Consider the following 19956-nt stretch of genomic DNA (forward strand, 5'->3'; position numbering starts at 1 on the left):
CTCCGGACACCATGGCCGATCAGACTAATTTTACGACAGATTCAATTGGCGGCGCAGCAAGTGCCGCAGGCAGACCCGGCGTTCTGATGGGAATCCAGTACGTCAAATCCGTCACATTTCAGGTCGCCGGTGCGCCCGCAGTGTTTGCGCGGGCTCAGGAACGGCCCCAGATTGCCATTATGGTCGACGTTCGCGCCAATCAGATTGGCGAAAACATGCCCAATTTTGAAGTTGAACTGGTCATGCAGTGTCAGGGCCAGACGGCCCCCGGCCCGAATGGGGAGGAACCGGTGCGTTTGTTTGAAACGACGCTGGTTTATGCAGGGATTTTTACGCTCAACCACTCAACTGCGGAAACTTTTGAGCCGCTCCTGCTGGTTGAAGCGCCCCGCATGCTGTTCCCCGGTGCACGCAACCTGCTGACAACGCTGAGCCGTGAGGCGGGCTTCCTGCCAATTGTTGTCCAGCAGATCGACTTTGGAGAACTCTGGCGGAGCCGCCGCGCGCAGGGCTGATCAACACCAGTGCCGCCTCTTCTCCCACCTGAAGAAAGCCTGATGCCATGACGTCATTCCAGTTACCTCCTCTCTGGAAAGCCTTTGATCCGGACTGGTACCGGGAGGAATATAAAACTGTTCTGGGAGACGTCCGCGCGCTTCCCGATGCGCAGCTTCAGGCCTGGTATGAGGATCAGGGTGCTTTTTCCGGCCACTCGCCCAACCGCTATTTTGATGAAGAATGGTACCGGCGGAACTGCTCGGAAGCACTGGCAGAGATTGTGGACGGCCAGTACCGCTCCGGCTTTGAGCATTACTGCCAGAAGGGATTTAAGACGCAGTCCCCGCATTATCTGTTTTCGGAACGGTATTATACCGCCAGTGCAGCGGATATGAGTCTGGCAAACCTTGAGAAAAACGGGTTTGCCAACGGCTATGACCATTTTTTGCGCTCAGGGGACAAGGAGCATCGGTCGGGGCATCTGTTTTTCAACCCGGACATGTATCTCCGCAACCGGCCAGAAAACCCGGAGCTTGCCGCCCTTTCTCCTTTTATCCATCTGCTCCACGCCAGCAAAAGCATGCCGGATAGCGTGCAGCTTTCCCGCCATTTTGACCCGGCATGGTATCGCGTGACGCACCCGCAGGCCGTGCAGGCAGTCGAATACGGATATACGCCTAACCTGCTGTATCAATTTCTGGCCGATTTCACCCCCGACGGTTTCTGACCTTTCCTCTGCTTCCAAATCGTGTGATTGCATGAGCACTACAGGCCGCAGCGCCTGCCATGTTTGACGCCAAACGACGCAGAGGATGACAAAATGACCGAACAGGCTGCTCTTGATCTGGCAGATAAGGGGCTGGATGACAGCCTGAAGCGTCTTTTTGACCTTCTGCGTATCCCCAGCATTTCCACCCAACCCGACCACGCACCCGACTGCCGCAAGGCCGCGGAATGGCTGGTTATGGAACTGCGTGAGATTGGTTTTGACGCCAGCACACGGGAAACACCCGGCCACCCGATGGTTGTAGCCCACGCCAAAGGGCCGGAAGGCGCACCGCATGTGCTGTTCTATGGTCATTATGACGTACAGCCGGTGGACCCGCTGAATTTATGGACCTCGGCCCCGTTTGAGCCTGTGCTGGTGAAAGGCCCCACGGGTGAGATGGAAATTACCGCGCGCGGTGCGGCGGATGACAAAGGGCAGGTCATGACCTTTGTGGAAGCCTGCCGCGCCCTGCGCGCTGCGGATGGCGCACTGCCGCTGAGTGTCACGATGCTGATTGAAGGCGAGGAAGAATCTGGCGGCGTAAACCTGCTGCCCTTCCTGAAAGCCAACCGGGATGAGCTGAAAGCCGATGTGGCGCTGATCTGCGATACCGGGATGCTGGCCCGGGGCATGCCTGCCATCACCACCATGCTGCGCGGCATGGTGGGCGAGGAAGTGACTATTACCTGCGCGAATCGTGACCTCCACTCAGGCATGTACGGCAATGCCGCCCGCAACCCGATCCAGCTTCTGTGCGATATCCTTTCTGACCTGCGGGATGGCGCGACAGGCCGGGTGACGTTGCAGGGGTTTTATGAGGGCGTGCCGGTTATCCCGGAAGAAACCCGTGCCCTGTGGCGGAAAATTGGACCAAGTGATGAAGATGGTCTTGCCCCTGTTGGCCTGAGCCTGCCTGCAGGCGAGATTGGCTACACCGCCCTTGAGCAGACATGGTCCCGCCCCAGCTGCGAGATTAACGGCATTAGCGGCGGGTATGAGGAGAAGGGCTTCAAGACTGTTCTGCCCTCAAAAGCCATGGCGAAAGTCTCCTTCCGTCTGGTTGGCAAGCAGGACCCGGACGCCATTCGCGCAGCCTTCCGCGCCCATGTGGAAACCCGCCTGCCCGCAGACTGCACGGCAGAATTTACAGCGCATGGCGGCTCCAGAGCCAGCATTGTCCCGGCGGACATGCCTTTCCTCCCCCCGGCACTGAAAGCGCTGGAAGAAGAATGGCAGCATCCGGCGGCTGTTATCGGGTGTGGCGGCTCCATCCCCGTTGTGACGGAAGTGCAGGAAGCTCTGGGAATGGACTCCCTGCTGATCGGCTTCGGGCTGGAGGATGACCGCGTACATTCTCCTAACGAGAAGTATGATCTCTCCTGCTTCCATAAAGGCATGCGTTCATGGATCCGGGTGCTGTATGCGCTGGCGGCCCGGACTGCTCCCTGAGATCACCCTGTGAGGATATGACCAACATGCTGGTGCTGACACAGGGTGACCCGGCTGGCATAGGCCCCGAAATTACCGTGAAGGCCTGGCAGGCCCTGCGGGAAAACGGGCCGGCCTTTGTGTTTCTGGGCGACCCGGCGCTTCTGGAGACAGTGGCCCCCGTGCGCATCGTGAGCGACCTGCGGGAAGCCGGAAGCCTCTTTCGGGATGCGATTCCGGTGCTGCCACTCTCTCTGGCAGTGCCCGCCACCCCCGGCACACCGGACAGCCGGAACGCAGGCAGCGTAATTGACAGCATTACGCAGGCGGTGCGCCTTGTGCAGGCCAGGGAAGGCTCTGCGGTCGTAACCAACCCGATCAGCAAGGACGTGGTGAAACAGGCCGGTTTTACGCACCCCGGCCACACAGGATATCTGGCGGAACTCTGCGGGGTGCCCGGTCAGGATGTGATGATGCTGGCTGGCCCGTCCCTCCGGGTTGTGCCGGTCACGGTGCATGTCGCGCTGCGTACAGCCATTGAGCAACTCACCCCGGAGCTGATCATCCGCACAGCCCGCACAACCGTACAGGGGCTGAAACGTGATTTTGGGCTGACCAGCCCGCGCGTGGCGGTAGCGGGCCTGAACCCCCATGCGGGGGAAGGCGGCCTGATGGGGCGGGAAGAACTAGACTGCATTATTCCAGCCATCCGCACCCTGCAGGCGGAAGGCATGACCATTTTCGGCCCCCTGCCCCCTGACACCATGTTCACGCCGGATGCGCGGGCTCGGTATGATGTGGCGCTCTGCATGTATCATGATCAGGGCCTGATCCCGCTCAAGACGCTGGACATGGCAGAGGGCGTGAATATCACGCTGGGCCTGCCCATTATCCGCACCTCTCCCGACCACGGCACAGCGTTTGATATTGCCGGAACCGGCAAGGCAGACCCCGGCAGCCTGCTGGCAGCCCTCAGACTGGCCGCACAACTGACCGAAAACCGAAGGAAGGCCTCATGACACGCACTCCCCGCCCCCTCATTCGGCTTGGCGTGAATATTGACCACGTTGCGACCGTCAGAAACGCCCGTGGCGGCACACATCCGGACCCGGTTGCCGCAGCGCTGCTGGCCGTACAGTCCGGAGCGGACGGCATTACAGCCCATTTGCGGGAAGACCGCCGCCACATCCGCGATACCGACCTCCAGCGCCTGCGCGCGGACGTCAAAGCCCCGCTTAATATGGAAATGGCTGCGACGGATGAGATGGTCGCTCTCGCCAGCACACTCCTGCCCCATGCATGCTGCATTGTGCCGGAACGCCGGGAAGAGCTGACAACGGAAGGCGGGCTGGACGTTGCCGGGCAACTGGCCTCCTTAAAACCCCGTGTGCAGGCACTGGTGGAAAAAGGTATTCGTGTTTCCCTGTTTATTGACCCTGACCCAGCCCAGATTGACGCCGCCGTTGCTGCGGGCGCGCAGGTGGTGGAACTGCACACCGGAGCCTATGCGGAAGGCCGCGCGGAAGAACTGGACCGCCTGCGCGCTGCGGCAACACACGCCGCCGCAAAAGGGCTGGAAGTACATGCCGGGCATGGCCTGACTTATGAGAATGTCGGCCCGATTGCGGCCCTCCCCGAGATCATGGAACTGAATATCGGGCACTTCCTGATCGGGCAGGCGATTTTTGACGGCCTGCCCACCGTGATCCAGACCATGAAGCGCCATATCCACGCCGCTTCCGCCCGCTAAACCCCACCCGCGCGCAGACCGCACCAGAACAGGACAGACATGGAACAAACGCCCGGCACACCTAAAGGACTGATGGCGGCCGTCATCGGGATGGGACTTCTGATTGTGGTGGGCACGGTCGCGCTGGTAGGCGTTATCATCCACCGTATGGGGAACCATACCCCTCCGTCGGGCACAGCGATCGCGGCTCGGGTGGTTCCGTTACAGAATGCCGCAGACCCGCCGGTTCTGCCTGCAGGAACACGCCTGATCAGCATGGCCCGCGTGCAGGACGGGCTGATGGCTCTGCACATTGCTGATAACGGACAGGACCGTATTCTGCTCTGGCAGGTTGGGACGGATCATCTGCTTCCCGGCGTGGAAGGCGCGGTCCATCCGGCAGGAGCCGCACCGTGACCCAGCCTCAGTCGCCAGAACACGCTCCCATGACCACAGACGCTACTGCACAGGATGCCCTCCCTCACGCTCCGCTGACGGCCATTGGCCTGATGAGCGGCACCTCGCTGGACGGAGTGGATGCCGCCCTGATCACAACGGACGGGATCAGAGTGTTTGACCACGGTCCGTCTCTGACAGTGCCGTATGATGCGTCTCTCCGGGCCAGAATCCGCGCCATTCTGGACCGGGCGGCCACCCTTTCCCCGGATGATGCCGATCTGCTGGAGGCGGAACAGGCTTTGACGGACGTGCATACACAGGCCGTGCAGGCCGTCCGCGCGCAGGCTGGAGAGCGGCAGATTGATGTCATTGGCCTGCACGGACAGACCATTCTGCATGCGCCGGGCCGCACGTGGCAGATTGGCAATGCCAGCCGCCTTTCCGCCGCAACAGATCTGCCCGTCGTGCATGATTTCCGGACTGCCGATGTGCTGGCAGGCGGAGAAGGCGCGCCGCTGGCCCCCCTCTACCATGCGGCCCTGCTGCATGGGCACAGCACACCCGCCGCTGTGCTGAATATCGGGGGTGTTGCCAACCTGACTCTCATGACGCGCACGGGCGACGTTCTGGCGTGTGACACCGGGCCGGGCAATGCTCTGCTGGATGACTGGATGTTCCGCCACACTGGTCAGCCCTGTGATTTTGACGGAGCCTGCGCAGCAAAGGGCACAGTCGATACCGCGCTCCTGTCTACCCTCATGGCCCATGCGTTCTTCCGCAAACCACCTCCGAAATCACTCGACCGGCTGAGCTTCCATCAGGCGCTGGAACTGGTCTCCTGCCTGAGCGTTGAGGACGGCGCGGCAACTCTCACCGCCTTTACGGCTGCGGCTATTGCCCGTACCCCCCTGCCGGAAGAACCGCTCCACTGGTTTGTCTGCGGAGGGGGGCGCCGCAACCCAACGCTGATGCGCATGCTGGCGGACCATGTCCTCGGCACAGTGCAGCCGGTGGAGGCTCTGGGCTGGGACGGGGATGCGCTGGAGGCTGAATGTTTCGGGTTTCTGGCCGTACGGAGCCTGCGCGGTCTGCCGCTCTCTCTGCCTGCCACCACCGGCGTCCCTTACCCCATGCCCGGTGGACGGCTGACCTGTGGCGGCATCAGCCCCGCAGGCCGCAGATTATAAGACACTCTCTTTTGCCAGAACCAGCGGAGCGATTGATCTTCCGGTTCTGGCAAGGCACCATGCGCCCCGCATGCAAGAAGGACCTGATCATGAAACGTGCCCTTATTCTTTGCCTCGGCCTGCAAAGCCTGTGTCTGCTCCCCTCTTTCAGCGCGGCACAGGCGCAGACGGTGGTTGATGGCAGCGACAAGAATGCAAGCCCGTTTGTAAAATCCACTCTGGCCATGCTGAGCAAGCGCTTTGCGGAAGACAAACCGCATTTCAGAAAAATCAGCACCCATACCTCTGGCGACAAACAGATTGTCTGCGGGGAAATCAGCCTGCATGGCACCAAGGTTCCGGCGGCGGAAACCTTCATGCCGTTTGGTGCCACACAGGGGGAGGAAAACCCGCTGGTGTATGAAGCGCATACCATCCCCGCCGCACTGGACTTCCGGGAAGTCAACACATGGATCAACCATGGCGCGGATCTGGAAGATCTGGAAGAAATGGGCTGCGTGCCCGAAGGCAGCTATCGCCAGTACAGTGACCACCTCAATACTGTGTTACAACACAGAAAAACCAACTGATTTTCTTACCTGTGTTTGCAGGACCCTTCAGGCCACGCGCCTGAAAGGTCCCATCACAAATGCGCCAGACACGGCTTCGTGTTATGACAAGTCTGGCAAAAATGCTGCTATCCAGCAGGAAAAACACAATTCAGACAGCAATCGCCTTCAACTCCCCGTCAGGCGATTGACACCCGTGCAGCCACATGCATGACTGATCCGGTCCAAAATAAAAAATAACAAACTCCGGTCGTCTTAACATGAAAATCCTGAATCTGCTGCTCCTGCTGCCCTTTCTGGGGTTGCTCTGGACGCCCCTGTACGACCGCTATACGCCCGTACTGTTCGGCTTCCCCTTTTTCTACTGGTACCAGCTTGCCTGGGTGCCGGTAACCTCCGTCCTTATCTGGATTGTCTGGAAAAAGGGGCATGACGCATGAACGGCATTAACCCGTGGGCGCTCGGCGTCTTTATCCTCTTCTTTGCGGCAACCATCATCATCGGCAGTTCCATTCAGTGGCTGCGCGGGCTGTTTCGCGGCGGGAAAAGTGCCACTGTCTCCTCTGACGAGGAGTGGTCGCTCGGCGGTCGCCAGTTTGGCGCGTGGGTCACATGGTTTCTGGTCGGGGGCGATTTCTATACCGCCTACACCGTCATCGCTGTGCCAGCACTGGTCTATGCGGCAGGTGGCTACGGCTTCTTTGCGCTCCCTTACACCATCATCGTCTATCCGTTTATTTTCCTTGTGATGCCGCGCCTGTGGAAGCTGGCGCATGCCGGTGGCCATTCCACCGCGGCAGATCTTGTCCGCGCCCGCTTTAACAGCCGCGGGCTGGAAATTGTGGTCGCCCTTACCGGGCTGATCGCCGTCATGCCGTATATTGCGCTCCAGCTTGTCGGGATCCGCACGGTCATTCAGGCGCTTGGCCTGCCGGGAGATATCCCGCTGGTTATCGCCTTTGTCTCACTGGCGGCCTACACATGGCTGGGCGGGCTGCATGCTCCGGCGCTGACGGCCTTTATTAAAGACATCATGATCTACATCGCCGTGCTGGTGGCTGTTACGGTCATTCCCCTGCATATGGGGGGATATTCCGCGCTGTTTGCCGGGGCTGACACAACGCAGCCGGTCCTGCATGCGGGCCAGGGCTTGCCGTATGCCACGCTGGCGCTTTCTTCGGCGCTGGCAGCGTTCCTGTATCCGCACACGCTCACCGGTATTCTGGCAGCAAAATCGGCGGATACCATCCGCCAGAACGCCGTGTTCCTGCCCATCTATACTGTTGTGCTGGGGCTGATTGCCATGCTGGGGCTGATGGCGCACACCGCAGGCATCAAGACAGATAACGCCACCATGGTTGTGCCTCTGCTGTTCCAGCAGATTTTCCCGGCATGGTTCAGCGGCTTCTGCTTTGCCGCCATTGCCGTGGGCGCTCTGGTTCCGGCCGCCGTCATGGCCATCGGGGCAGCAAACCTTGTGACCAGCAACCTGCTGCCTCCGCAGAAGAACCCCGTCCGTACCAGCCGCATTACGGCTCTGGCGGTCAAAGTCGGTGCTCTGTTCTGCGTGCTGTTCCTGAATGCAAAATTCGCGATTGATTTCCAGCTTCTGGGCGGGGTGATCATTCTGCAGACCTTCCCAGCACTTGTCCTTGGTCTGCTGCGCATCCGCTTTTCAGCCGCGGCCATGCTGGCTGGCTGGGCTGTAGGCGGGATTTTCGGCCTCGGACTGTGCTGGATGGACGGGCTGAAGCCCATCCACATGGTCACACTTGGCCCGCTCTCCGGCATGGTCTCAACCGGGCTGCTGTCTCTTATTGTGAATCTGATTGTGGTCGGACTGGTGACTCTCGTCAAACCCGCCGCCGAACTCCCGGCTCTCACAGAGGCTGGTCAGGCTGACCGCGCATAAAACCCCAAAGCTGCGTGCTGATTAACCCTCAGCAACAGCACCCATCATCCGACCCCGCCGCGACATGCCCGTCGCGGCGGGGTTTTGCATTTCTGCGCTGATAATTTTCATTGCTCAGCCGCGTCTGCCTGGGCACCCTGCCTTCTCACTCAGCCCTCTCACCCTGCCAGAAGGACCGTCATGCCGGACCGCACGCCGCCTCTGTTTTCAACGGGTTCCGGACAGATGGACCTCGGACTGGCAGACACTCGGCCAAAGCGGGTCACCCTCAGCCCCGGTGCCACCCTGCTGCGGGGCTTCGCGCTTGAGGATGCAGAAGCGCTATGGCGCGCCCTCGCCCCGATCCTCCACGCAGCACCCCTCCGCCACATGGTGACACCCGGCGGGCGGCAAATGTCCGTCGCCATGACCAGTTGTGGCGCATGGGGATGGGTCACGGATCAGGCAGGGTATCGGTATACACACACGGACCCCACAACACAGGCGCTCTGGCCGCCCATGCCAGACCTTCTTTTTCACCTCGCCAGCCGGAGTGCCGCCGCAGCGGGTTTTGAAGGATTTCAGCCCAATGCCTGCCTGATCAACCGGTATGAAGCCGGAACCCGTATGACGGCGCATCAGGATAAGGATGAAGGCGATATTACACAGCCGATTGTCTCTGTCTCACTGGGGCTTCCCATCCTGTTTCTGTGGGGCGGTCTCCAGCGGACCACGCGCCCGCACTCCATCCTGCTGGAACATGGGGATGTTCTGGTCTGGGGCGGAAAAGCCCGGCTGCATTATCACGGCGTCAAACCGCTGGAACAAGGCACGCATCCGCTGACCGGCCCGACCCGTTTTAATCTGACATTCCGTTTCGTCGCCCCGGCCGGGCGGTAAGGCGTTTTCTGTTTTTTCCGATAACAGCCCGCAGGTTCCATCACGCTGGCGCAACAAGAGGTTTCCTCTTACACTTCCATCACTTTCCGCCAGCCTCCTGATTCCGGACTTTTACCCATGCCGTCTTCCTCCCGCTTCTCCCGCCGTATGGTTCTGCAAAACGGCGCACTGGCCGCAGGTCTCGGCCTGCTCGGCGCACATGCGGCAAAAGCCCAAAGCACACCGGAGAACCGCTTTGCCGTGCTGGATCAGATTTTCCAGAAGGCCGTGCAGGAGGGCAAAACGCCCGGAGCCGTCGCGGCCATCGGTCAGGCAGGCAATACGGTATGGAAAGGCGTATTTGGCCATCGTGCTCTGGTGCCGCAGCAGGAACCGATGACGTGGGCAACACTGTTCGACATGGCATCTCTGACCAAGGTGCTGATTACAGCGCCTGCCATCATGCAGCTTTATGAACGCGGCCTTGTCAGACTGGATGCGCCAGTCAGCACGTATCTTCCGGCCTTTGCCACCAACGGGAAGCAGGCCATTACTGTGCGCCTGCTGCTCACGCATTATTCCGGGCTGGTCCCGGATCTTGATCTGTCTACACCATGGCACGGCAAGGAAGCTGCCGTTCAGCGTGTGATGGATGCCCGCCCGGCGCACCCGCCCGGGGAGCAGTTTGTCTATAGCGATATCAATTTCATAACCCTCGGGCTGATTGTTGAAAAACTTTCAGGCCTTCCGCTGGATATTTACGCGACCCGGAATATTCTCCAGCCCCTCGGGCTTTCCCGCACCTTTTTCCTGCCAGACAACGCCCTGCATGACAGCATTGCCCCAACCCAGTATGACGAACAAAACCAGATGCTCCGTGGCGTGGTGCATGACCCGACAACCCGCCGGATGGATGGTGTAGCAGGCCATGCCGGGCTGTTCTCCTGCGCGGATGATATGCTGACTTACGCCCATGCCCTGCTGGCGCGCCGGGCTGGCCTGCCCTCAGCGTTTCCCTTGCGCCCGGAAACACTTGTGCTGATGTCTACCCCCCAGCAACCTGCCGGAAAGTCTGATCTGCGCGGGCTGGGATGGGATATTGCAACACATTATTCCTCCCCGCGCGGAGAGCACTTCCCGGCCAGTTCCTTCGGCCATACCGGCTTTACCGGCACATCGCTGTGGCTGGTGCCGGAGAAGGAAACATTTGTTCTGATTCTGACAAACCGGGTTCACCCGGACGGGAAAGGAAACGTCATCGCCTTGCGCAAAGACATCGCAACCGCAGCAGCACTTGCCCTGCAAGCCGGATAGGCATACCGGCGGCAAGTCAGAACATTTATTTATTCGTCCTGTCCTGCGCGACCTTTTTCAAAAACACCTGTCAGAGTAAGTCTGACATCATCGCCCACGGCTGTCATCGCGCTTCTCATACCAAACGCGCTCCGCTGGATGGTACCCCGCGCTTCAAAGCCGACCGTATAGGTCTGATCCAGCGGATTTGTCCCGGCCCCGACAAAATGAACATGCAGCGTCACAGGCCGTGTCACACCATGCAATGTCAGACGCCCGGAGACGCTGGCCTGTGATGGCCCTTCCGAGACAATCTGCGTCGAAACAAATTCGGCATCGGGGTATTTCCGGGCATCCAGCCAGTCCTCTCCCCAAAGAGCTTCAGTCACGGACCCGGCTGTTGTCATCAAAGACTGCACGGGCAACCGTAACGCCACATGGGACAGTTCAGGGTGAGCGGAATCCAGCAAAAGGGAGCCAGACACTCCGGAAAACATGCCGTGATAGTGGCTGAAACTCAGGCAGGTCACGGAAAACACAACCTGCGTACGCAGGCCATCAACATGATACACGCCCTTTTCCACCACCGGGGCTTCCGCCATAACAGGTGTCATGTCTGACGCATGCGCAGCCTCAACGGCGCTCAGCCTTGACACGGACACCAACCCAGCCAGCAGAAAAAAGGCGGCACGCTTCATTGTGCTCTCCCTGTCCCAATCACTCCTTTAACTGATCTTTAAGTGATTGAGACAGGTGAGAGTTCCCGCGCAGACCCGGACCCTACCCCTGTAACGCACGCTCACTTTCTGAATATTCTGTTATCAAACCCCGGTAACCCGAGAGAGACTTCAGAAGTCCTCTTCGCTTTTGCGCAACATTCTGACCTGTCTTTCCATCCATTTCTGGGCAGAAACCTTACGGGATGGGTCAAGCATGCGGTACAGGCGAAGAATATCATACTCGTCCGGAGACACTGTCAGAGCAATATCTTCCTGCACATAGCCTGTCAGGAAAATGTCTGGCTCGACGCCAAACAGCGCCGCAAGTTTCGGGATATGCTTTCTCGCACTGCCTTCCCGCCCGGTTTCCCAAAACGCGATGGCCGGGCGTGATACGCCCAGAGCATCCGCAACCTGCTGCTGGGTCAACCCGGCTGCCTTACGCAGAATTTTCATCCTTTGACCCAGATCAGCACCGGGAGAGACAATCATCTGGTCCTCTGTGTGACTTGCATGGTTTTCAGGCTGATCAGATAGACCGGGTATGTTCTGCCTCGGTTTTACCATTTCCACGCTCTCCCTAACATCCGATACCGGCTTTCGTATACAGATGCGGCTTTTAGCGTGCCCTAAGCCTGTTTACAATTTAAGACTGCATTCCAGCCACGTAACATGGCAGAGGCGCGTAGAGCCCGCACACCCAACATCTCTTCAAGGTGTGGTCAGGCTGACAGATTTTTGCAACAGCCTCTCAAGACAAAATCCTCCATCACCCGTTTATGACGAGTCATGGAGGATTGTGCGTTTTCAAGAGTCTTCTCAAATTATAAAGGCTTTAAGAAAACTCCTTCGGGGCAAAATCCCTGAAAGTCAGAAAATATTTTACCCATCATAGTAAAGTATTTTCTGACGTTTGCAGTTTTAGAAGCTTTGCGTAATGCCGGTCAGGATCGTGCGGCGCAGGCCGTATTGCGGTGCGCCAACCCCAATCCCGCTACCGTCACGCAACAGATAGGTGCGGTCAAACAGGTTGGTAACATCCAGCCTGATCTGCGTGTTGCCAAGGAAGGAATGGCCAAACAGATTTTTGAAGGTCTGCACAGCCGCAAAGTTGAACGTTGCATATTGCGGCACAACCGCTCCGTTCGGCACATCACCATCTGCACGCAGACCACTGCCATAAACCATCGTGGCGGAAACGCGCAGCGGATGCCAGCTTCTGTGGAAGAAGCTGTAAGCTGCACCGGCCGATGCCGTCCAGCGCTGGTCATGATCCAGATGAATCCAGCGGTGCCGGATATAGTCCAGATCATCCTGCCCAAAGTTGAACTGCGCACTGGTAATATCCTTACCAATAGCGCGGGACCACGAGAAGTTCCCGTAAAGAGACAGCGGACCTTTGTCGTATGAGGTGCTGACCTCGTAACCGTTCACCTGCCCTTTGCGATAGTTAAAGCCACTGAGCACGATCGGCGCACCAAACTGGCCTTCATCAATCAGATTATTCGCCAGCTTGTAATAAGCATCAAAGGACACACGCCAGCCCGGCAGGATCTGCTGCTGAATACCCGCGTCAAAATAGTGATCGCGCTCAGCCTTAACCGTTGAGTTCTGCATAACTTCTGAGGCAGAGCTTGTATTTGCAAATTTATACAGCGCGGAGCTGCTTACCACCTCAAACGGAGGCGGCGTAAAATAGCGGGAATAGCCTGCATGCAGTGTCGCCCCTTTCCAGGGCTTCCATACGACATTCAGGCGCGGGCTCACCTGTTTTTCACTGGTATATTCACTCACACCGTCAAAACGCAGGCCGTAATTGACCGTAAGGTTCCGCAAAGGCGTCCATTCATCCTGCGCATACAGGCCATATACCGTGCCTGTCTTGCCACTCCCGTCGTAAACCTTGATCGGAGTAGGATCAAACGTCGGGTTGCCGTCCTCATCCACACCATTCGCGCCAAACACGGTCGAATCCGTCTTGGAAATCGTGCGTTCAACAAAAACCTGAAAACCAAAGCGTACTGTATGATCTTTTGCTGCATGCCATGTCACATCATGCTGCGTCCCCGTGGAGAAAACAGAGCGTGCTGCGCGCTGGGCAATACCGTTATAAACCAGATCCCCCAGTTCATCCGGCGAATAACGCAGGCTGCTGTAGCGGGTAAACACAGAACTTTGCAGGCTGAACGCGCCAATTTCTTTCTGTAATGCCAGAATAGCAAAATCTGTGATCTGCTTCTGGCGTTCGTTCAGGCTTGCGCTGTCCACGCTACCGTTCAGCTTCTGCGCCAGATCACTCCCGGCGTAAGACGGCTCAGAAAACTGGGTCTGCTGGCCGGGGTTATTCGGCAGCTGGTATTCAGCATTGGAAACACCCGCAATAAAGCTGATACGGGTATTTTCATCGGCTGTGTATCGCAGATGCCCGAGGAAGTGATACTGGTTACTCAGATCATGAACGGCGTTAAAGGATCTGGTTGTATTTTCAATACCCACGCGATCATGCACAAAGTCGGCCGTCGCGAAGTAATCCCATTTACCCTTATGGCCGCCATACTGGAGTGATGGCAGGAAATAATCCCGCGCACCGCCGTAAACAGACGCGATGCCGCCAGAATTCGTCGTGCCATTTTTGGTCGTGATATCAACAACGGCTGCCTGCAAAAATCCGAATTCACTCGGGAGTGCGCCCGTTGTCAGAGACATGCTGTCAGCAAAACGCGTCATCAGCGCCTGTCCGAACACGTTCAGACCTTCCGGAAGCTGCACGCCATCCAGCCGGAACTGCACTTCATTATGGTCTCCACGCACATGGATCTGGCCGTAACTATCCTGCGCCACACCGGGAGCCTGTAACAGAACCTGATTAAGCGGGGCATTATCCCCACCCGGAATGGTCTCCAGTGCCTGTCGGTCGAAACGATAAACCGTAGCCCCTGTATCCGGTTGAAGCTCTGATCTTGCCCTGTCCAGATGCGCGGTAACCGTCACCCGTTCCGGCGTGCTGGCCAGACCGGGCTGAATGGAAACGGTCTCCTGCCCCACAGGTCTGCCGCGACCGGTATCCAGAGCGTGCGCCGTGCGCGTAGATGTAGATTTTTGTACCGCTTCTTTCTCGCCAGCAGTTTTTTTCTTACTTGTCGGCTGAACTGTCTGCGCGGCCTGAACTGTGCCCGTGGACGCAGTTTGAGCCTGTGCATTTTCTATACAGAACAGAAATCCGGCTGTTGTGCAGACAGTTGAGCATGCCAGCAAAAAAGAAAGACGAGATACCAGCATCAGAGAGTGACCCTTAAGGTTTTGGAAACGATCTGATCAGGGTCTTATACGTTATGATATAACGTATCAACGTAATTTCTACCAGCTATGTCCAATCCTTTACCTTCCAACTTCCACTGTTACCGGCAAAGCACACCTGGCTCTCCCGCTACTTCTCCGCTTGTGTCCGGCACAATTTTCTCGTAGTAATCCGCCCATCCCTCTATGTCCCGTTCGTCTAGAGGCCTAGGACACTGCCCTCTCACGGCGGCAACACGGGTTCGAATCCCGTACGGGACACCAATCTTTCCAATGACTTAGAGTTTTGGTCGCGGAATGATTGACTGCTTTTTGGCCCACCTCGGGCCCATCGCCAAAAAAGACGATAAGCACATGGTCCCAATGGGTCCATGAAAATGCTATGCTGGGCCCAAGTGAGGCTCACCATGAAAGATCGAGTCACTTCTGCTAAAATTGATCCGGCAACAGGCCGTCCGCTCCCCGCCGGAGTTGAATATCCCGGCAAAGGCCAGTATCGAGCCCGCAAGCGCATTACAGGCGGAGAGCGGATCCATCAGACCTTCACCTCGGCCAAACTCGCCCGCCGCTGGCTGGACGCGACGTCCGCCAAACTGGAACTCGGACAGTTTGAGGACACGCGACCGCTGGAACGTCAGACTGTCCGCGATCTGGTCGAACGTTATGTGCGCGAAGAGATGCAGACCCGGGAGAATGATCGCAAAGGTCACATCCCGTCCATTCTTCAGGACGAGATTGCACAGCTTGCGCTGGTCGATCTGACCCCGATGGCAGTTCGTGTTTTCCGGGATCAGCTGGCTGAGAAATACAGCGCTGCGACGGTGGTCAAACGCCTCAACCTGCTCGCTGCGATCTGCCAGCATGCGATCGCGGAGTGGGTCCTGCCTTTCTCAAAAAAACCCGGCTGCCGCAACGGCGGTCAAGCGACCCGCTGGCGCAGACAAGAAGCGCAACCGTCGTCTCATTGGTGATGAATACGACCGCCTTCTGGAAGCCATGGCACTGTCCCCTTGGCCGGACGATGCCATATTCGTCCAATTCGCCATTGAACAATGGCACCCGACGCGAGGAAGCCCTGACACTCCGTTGGCGTGACATTGACTTTGATCGTCATGCCTTATCCTTGGGAAAAATGAAAACCATGCATCGCACCATCGAACATGGTCCGGAAATCCGTCCGCTGACACCCGGTGCGGCCCGCCTGCTGCGGGCCCTTCAGGCACAACGCAAATCCGCCCGGCCCGGAGATCTCGTCTTTGATATTGGTAGCAAAGATGCTTTTTTGGTCCGGTTCGGACGCATGACGAAGAAAGCTGGCCTTCGGGATCTCACCTTCCATGACCTTCGACATGAGGCGACGAGCCGCCTCGCAAAGATTTACACGAACCCGCTCGAACTTCGCCGCGTGACGGGTCACAAGGATATCAAGTCCCTGGACAGATACTATCAACCCCACACAGAAGATCTTGCCGCCAAAGCCATTGCGTATGAGAAACGCAACTTTGTCGACAAGGACTAGCGTTTCCGTCAGGCTGTCAGAAATGACAGCCTGATCAGAGCCATAAGAAGTAGTGCTGCTATCACAATCCAGAAACTGAAATCCGGACTGAAGACCAGACTCTCTCCGCGACCCCGCCGCTTTTTCCGGAGCTGCTTTCTCTCGGTCTCTAGGAGCTTCCTTTCAATAAAATCATCAAGCGCCTTCACCGGAAAACACCGCACCCGACCAATTTTCACCGACTGAATTCCCAGCTCTTCATGCTGATTTCGTAGCGTTCCTTCTGCAAGACCAATGTACGCCGCTGCAGCAGAGTAACGCAGCAGGCCACGAAACTCTCTTTTCAGAACTGTTCTTTTATTCGACGACATAGTACATCCCGTCCTGTTTTGAGAGCCCGATCGAACATAGGATCCGGCAAAGTAGCGCTATCAGATCCCCATCATCTCCCTTTATCCTGAACATCGTCACAACCTCCATGAAGGGAAGCTGACTTCCCTCGATGCTCGGGGCCTGAGCCTCGAATCATGTGCCAATTTCCCTGTCACAATCAGGGTATGAGACCTTCCTGAAACAGCAAGACGGTTTTTTCGCAATTTCTGACACCGTTTGGCTCCACTCCGGATACCAAAACGGATGTCGTGCGCTACCATTCCTGGCGCGGGAGTTCCGCTTCCGGTCACCCCACGCCTCAGACATCGGTCCTTGTCCTTAGAGCGACATCTCTCTGTCACGCCCGTCGTCAGCGATCCGGTCCACCAGAGACTGGCAGAGTGCCTTCAGGTCTTCCGGACGCGCCAGAAGGTCGAGAAAGATGCAGACTGGGGTGATGCCAACACGGCGATAGAAGGCTTCACGCCGCTCGAAGCGCTCCAATCCCCGCAACTCGTGGTCGTTCCGGGTAATGCGGTTGGGTCCACAAGAACCAATGACCTCGATAAAGCAGGCAGCACTTCGCCTGCGCAGTGTCAGGTCCGCCTTCTCCGCCCCGAGGTCAGCCATAATCGGCTGATGGAGATCGATTTCCATATCCCCGTGCTTCAAAGACTCAAGGATCTGGTAAACGACACGTTCGGGAAGGGATTCCAGGGTCTTGCCATTAGATGCGATCTTCCCTGTCGGCGGCAGATCAGGCCAGCGAGCCCTTGCCTGGGTATCGACGCGGGCCCAGTCCCGCTGACCGGACTCACCGATGAAGACCAGATGCTGGCCGGCGGGCCCGAGATACCGGCAGATGGCCTCACTCGGTGGGGCACCGAGAGCACGGGCAAGGTCCCGATAGGTGATCAGATCAGCTTCGGTGGGGTGAAAACGGGACGGCGTGGCATCGTCTGAGAAACGAGACATTATTTATTTTCCTGAAGGAATGAAAACAGGCGCGACATGAGCGCGCCTGTAGATGAAAGAAACGGGTGTGGGTGTGGGTGTGGGTGTGGGCGACGATGGAGAGCGTCAGTCGCAGCGAGGGCTCTCGCCATCCAGCAGTTTGTCGGCCAAGCGCCGGACCTTGCGTCCGATCATCCTCGTCAGAATGACGACGCCTTCAAGAATGCGGTCATCCGTGTTGCCTTCGAGCGACTGACTCAGCGCAAAGTCGAGCAACCCGTGCAAAGCAACCAGTTGCATAAGATCCGCCTCTACGGCGGAGGAAATTGTTGTATGGTTTGACATTGATTTTCTCGTTTACAAATATTGCGGGACGAGGAACCCACACGCAAAAACCGATACCAGATCGGAAAAGAACAAAATCCTTTGGGGAAATTGGGGTGTGAGACCTCAAAGCTCCGGAAAAATCAGGATCAGATCACACAATAAAAACAGACCAAGAAATACTACACCGTTAACTCTGCAAGAGCTCGCAAGACTCGTTTCTGAAAAATACCCGCTTAAGCCATTATAGATTCGAACTGATCGTATCGACCTGAAAAGCGTTACTGTTTTCTCTGGCGCGGAAGTGCCCGCTTTCGCGTGGCTGCGACCTGAGCGTTCTTTGCAACTTCTGTCCGCTGGGCTTCCGACATCAGCGCGGCGATCACACGGCTTCGTACACTGGCATCCGTCCCCTCGATACGCCTGCCGGCAATACCAGCCTTTTCGTCGAGAATTGTGTTGATATTGGCGAGTTTCTCAATGAGAACTTTGGCAACATACTCATCCAGATTCTGCCTGTCCGGCATATGCGCCAGAAGACTGATGATGTGATAGCCTTTCGCCGTCTGGCCGGCCCTATGCCCGCGATCCTCGGCCTGATGCATCGCCGCCGGCACCCAGTCCAGTTCGACAAACACACAGGTATCAGCACGATGTAGGGTCAGAGCCTCACCGGCTGCATTGATCGAACCCAGAAAGATCTCGACTTCCCCTTTCTGGAACACTCGTTCCGCTTCCGCGCGCTCACGATCGGGCGTCTCGCCATAGCCACAAGCAGTTCGAGTCAAGCCCGAGTTGGACGTGCCCCGGTTTAGTTCCGGACCATAGGTTATCTGTTAAGCAGCGTTGCGATCATAATCCAGAGGGCTTTTCCATTGAATTGCGGAGTGCAGCCTCTGCGGATTATAGAAATCATTGATGTCGGATGCTCCCGGAACCGAACATTGTCTTTCAGGGAATATCAGTCGGCCGCCCCATCCGTTGAGGTTTCCGGCACCACCACCGATAAGAATGGTCCGCGCACCGGCCTCAATAACAAATGCATTGATGTCCATGTGCGATGAAGGTGAAGTGTCTGCCGCGCCCAGAAGCGACAACGCCTCATCTTGATCAATCCCATCAAGAAGATCGAGCGAGGCGTCCAGAGAGCCGTCACTCAGAACCGTTACGGCGAACTCTCCGACACGGTAACGGCTGATTTCAGGTGCCGGAAACGTTCGTTCTGATGACATGAGCTTATCCCTGGCTTGCTCATCTGGTATCGGACAGACGATGGGTGTCTGCCCGATACCATCCGGCGCAATCTCAGCCGTAATTTATCTGATCACGCGACGCCGTTCAGTTTGCAAAGAATGGCATGCCGAGCCGCTTTGACCGTTTCAGGTGTGGTGCGGTTGTCGATAGCCTGCTGCTTTGTTGCGGCATCGCCGCCAACGACCATATCTTCGCTTTGCATGAGAGCGTCGACACCCTGCTGCGCCACGACATGCAAGTCATTTTTGGGCCCATGATCGATCTTGCTGGTGGCCATGCCGGCATTCTTGTGAAAACGCGTGTTTGTGGCACCCGGGAGCAGGGCTGTGACACTGACGCCCGTATCGCGAAGTTCTTCTCGCAGGGATTCTGAAAACATAAAACCGAACGCTTTAGAAGGACCATAGACAGTTTCGTAAGGTGTCGGTGTGGTTGCCGAGAGGGAGGACACAATCATGATCCGGCCGGCCTTGTTGGGCACCATGTGCTGCACTGCGCGCTTAGCCAGATGCACCGTCCCGGAGATATTGATGGCAATAACCCGGAAATCATCTTCGAGCTTGTTATCAACAAAGGCCCCGCCCAGACCGATGCCAACATTGAGAACGGCAATATCGACGTTTCGTCTAAGATCTTTCGTAAACTGCCAGAACCCTTCGACGCCGTCATAGGTCGCTGCATCCGCCTGAAATGCATAGACTGCTACACCGATCTTTTCGAGTTCTGTTTTGGCGTCGTGGATTTTATCACTGGCCCCTGAAATGGCGAGGTCATAACCCATGCCGCCGAGGATACGTGCAATCTCGAAACCAATACCCGAAGACGATCCGCTGATCATGGCAAGTTTGCTCATCTGTCCTCACTCTTCCCCAAGTTTCATAAAACGGGACGACACACTGCTGGTTATGCCTGTCGCC

General features: G+C 57.4%; 23 protein-coding genes and 1 tRNA gene. 15 read left to right on the top strand and 9 right to left on the bottom strand.

The genetic code is table 11. The annotated features are described in order from the left end of the window. The first annotated feature begins 11 nt into the window (after positions 1–11). From JK199_RS01570 to JK199_RS01625, 12 genes are all read left to right on the top strand, one after another. Positions 12–515, top strand: a complete 504-nt coding sequence (locus JK199_RS01570; protein ID WP_025826081.1) for a protein-export chaperone SecB — start codon at positions 12–14, stop codon at positions 513–515. A gap of 47 nt (positions 516–562) precedes the next feature. Further along, positions 563–1225, top strand: coding sequence for a glycosyl transferase (locus JK199_RS01575; RefSeq protein ID WP_086655788.1), 663 nt, complete (start codon positions 563–565; stop codon positions 1223–1225). A gap of 93 nt (positions 1226–1318) precedes the next feature. After that, a complete protein-coding gene (locus JK199_RS01580) occupies positions 1319–2716 on the top strand; it encodes a dipeptidase (RefSeq protein ID WP_212373320.1) in 1398 nt (465 codons plus the stop codon). Positions 2717–2742: 26 nt separating this feature from the next. Then, a complete protein-coding gene (pdxA, locus tag JK199_RS01585) occupies positions 2743–3714 on the top strand; it encodes a 4-hydroxythreonine-4-phosphate dehydrogenase PdxA (RefSeq protein ID WP_212373586.1) in 972 nt (323 codons plus the stop codon). Then, complete coding sequence (locus tag JK199_RS01590) at positions 3711–4445, top strand: pyridoxine 5'-phosphate synthase (protein ID WP_212373321.1); 735 nt, start codon at positions 3711–3713, stop codon at positions 4443–4445. The genes pdxA and JK199_RS01590 overlap by 4 nt, the downstream gene beginning before the upstream one ends. Before the next feature lie 39 nt (positions 4446–4484). Next, entirely contained in the window at positions 4485–4841 is a 357-nt protein-coding gene (locus JK199_RS01595; RefSeq protein WP_212373323.1) for a hypothetical protein, read from the top strand. 29 nt (positions 4842–4870) lie between these two features. After that, positions 4871–6010 carry an anhydro-N-acetylmuramic acid kinase gene (locus JK199_RS01600; protein ID WP_212373588.1) on the top strand — a complete coding sequence of 380 codons (1140 nt, stop codon included), beginning with the start codon at positions 4871–4873 and terminating at the stop codon, positions 6008–6010. A gap of 89 nt (positions 6011–6099) precedes the next feature. Beyond that, positions 6100–6579 (top strand): hypothetical protein, encoded by a 480-nt coding sequence (locus tag JK199_RS01605; RefSeq protein ID WP_025826070.1) that lies wholly within the window; start codon positions 6100–6102, stop codon positions 6577–6579. A gap of 239 nt (positions 6580–6818) precedes the next feature. Beyond that, complete coding sequence (locus JK199_RS01610; RefSeq protein ID WP_025826067.1) at positions 6819–6998, top strand: DUF3311 domain-containing protein; 180 nt, start codon at positions 6819–6821, stop codon at positions 6996–6998. Beyond that, positions 6995–8470 carry a sodium:solute symporter family protein gene (locus JK199_RS01615; protein ID WP_212373325.1) on the top strand — a complete coding sequence of 492 codons (1476 nt, stop codon included), beginning with the start codon at positions 6995–6997 and terminating at the stop codon, positions 8468–8470. Before JK199_RS01610 ends, JK199_RS01615 begins: the two co-directional genes overlap by 4 nt. Before the next feature lie 180 nt (positions 8471–8650). Continuing rightward, positions 8651–9349, top strand: coding sequence for a DNA oxidative demethylase AlkB (gene alkB, locus JK199_RS01620; RefSeq protein WP_408742315.1), 699 nt, complete (start codon positions 8651–8653; stop codon positions 9347–9349). Positions 9350–9466: 117 nt separating this feature from the next. Continuing rightward, entirely contained in the window at positions 9467–10642 is a 1176-nt protein-coding gene (locus JK199_RS01625) for a serine hydrolase domain-containing protein (RefSeq protein ID WP_212373333.1), read from the top strand. A gap of 29 nt (positions 10643–10671) precedes the next feature. On the opposite strand, the gene JK199_RS01630 is transcribed toward JK199_RS01625, so the two are convergent. The 3 genes from JK199_RS01630 to JK199_RS01640 form a co-directional block, all read right to left on the bottom strand. Then, positions 10672–11319: a YceI family protein gene (locus tag JK199_RS01630; RefSeq protein WP_212373335.1), complete on the bottom strand. Its 648-nt coding sequence runs from the start codon at positions 11317–11319 to the stop codon at positions 10672–10674. A gap of 150 nt (positions 11320–11469) precedes the next feature. Then, on the bottom strand, positions 11470–11832 hold the full coding sequence (locus JK199_RS01635) for a helix-turn-helix domain-containing protein (protein WP_025826060.1): 363 nt from the start codon (positions 11830–11832) through the stop codon (positions 11470–11472). A gap of 429 nt (positions 11833–12261) precedes the next feature. Then, entirely contained in the window at positions 12262–14619 is a 2358-nt protein-coding gene (locus tag JK199_RS01640; protein ID WP_244984799.1) for a TonB-dependent receptor, read from the bottom strand. Positions 14620–14825: 206 nt separating this feature from the next. Here JK199_RS01640 and JK199_RS01645 point away from each other — a divergent pair. The 3 genes from JK199_RS01645 (at position 14826) to JK199_RS15720 (ending at position 16156) form a co-directional block, all read left to right on the top strand. Then, positions 14826–14901: transfer RNA gene (locus tag JK199_RS01645), tRNA-Glu, on the top strand. 143 nt (positions 14902–15044) lie between these two features. Beyond that, entirely contained in the window at positions 15045–15608 is a 564-nt protein-coding gene (locus JK199_RS15715; RefSeq protein WP_244984800.1) for a hypothetical protein, read from the top strand. 50 nt (positions 15609–15658) lie between these two features. Next, positions 15659–16156: a tyrosine-type recombinase/integrase gene (locus JK199_RS15720; protein ID WP_244984801.1), complete on the top strand. Its 498-nt coding sequence runs from the start codon at positions 15659–15661 to the stop codon at positions 16154–16156. An 8-nt stretch (positions 16157–16164) separates the two neighbouring features. Here JK199_RS15720 and JK199_RS01655 read toward each other — a convergent pair whose 3' ends face one another. The 6 genes from JK199_RS01655 to JK199_RS01680 form a co-directional block, all read right to left on the bottom strand. Further along, a complete protein-coding gene (locus JK199_RS01655; protein WP_212373337.1) occupies positions 16165–16506 on the bottom strand; it encodes a hypothetical protein in 342 nt (113 codons plus the stop codon). A gap of 340 nt (positions 16507–16846) precedes the next feature. Beyond that, positions 16847–17482 (bottom strand): hypothetical protein, encoded by a 636-nt coding sequence (locus JK199_RS01660; RefSeq protein ID WP_212361462.1) that lies wholly within the window; start codon positions 17480–17482, stop codon positions 16847–16849. Between the two features lie 105 nt (positions 17483–17587). After that, entirely contained in the window at positions 17588–17761 is a 174-nt protein-coding gene (locus JK199_RS01665) for a hypothetical protein (protein ID WP_244984802.1), read from the bottom strand. A gap of 305 nt (positions 17762–18066) precedes the next feature. Continuing rightward, positions 18067–18573: a C-terminal helicase domain-containing protein gene (locus tag JK199_RS01670; RefSeq protein WP_212373341.1), complete on the bottom strand. Its 507-nt coding sequence runs from the start codon at positions 18571–18573 to the stop codon at positions 18067–18069. A 48-nt stretch (positions 18574–18621) separates the two neighbouring features. Next, positions 18622–19017 carry an MBL fold metallo-hydrolase gene (locus JK199_RS01675; protein ID WP_244984803.1) on the bottom strand — a complete coding sequence of 132 codons (396 nt, stop codon included), beginning with the start codon at positions 19015–19017 and terminating at the stop codon, positions 18622–18624. A 92-nt stretch (positions 19018–19109) separates the two neighbouring features. Then, positions 19110–19892, bottom strand: a complete 783-nt coding sequence (locus JK199_RS01680; RefSeq protein ID WP_212373347.1) for an SDR family NAD(P)-dependent oxidoreductase — start codon at positions 19890–19892, stop codon at positions 19110–19112. Positions 19893–19956 lie beyond the last annotated feature (64 nt).

Source organism: Acetobacter persici (assembly GCF_018256955.1).
In the GTDB taxonomy this organism is placed as follows: domain Bacteria; phylum Pseudomonadota; class Alphaproteobacteria; order Acetobacterales; family Acetobacteraceae; genus Acetobacter; species Acetobacter persici.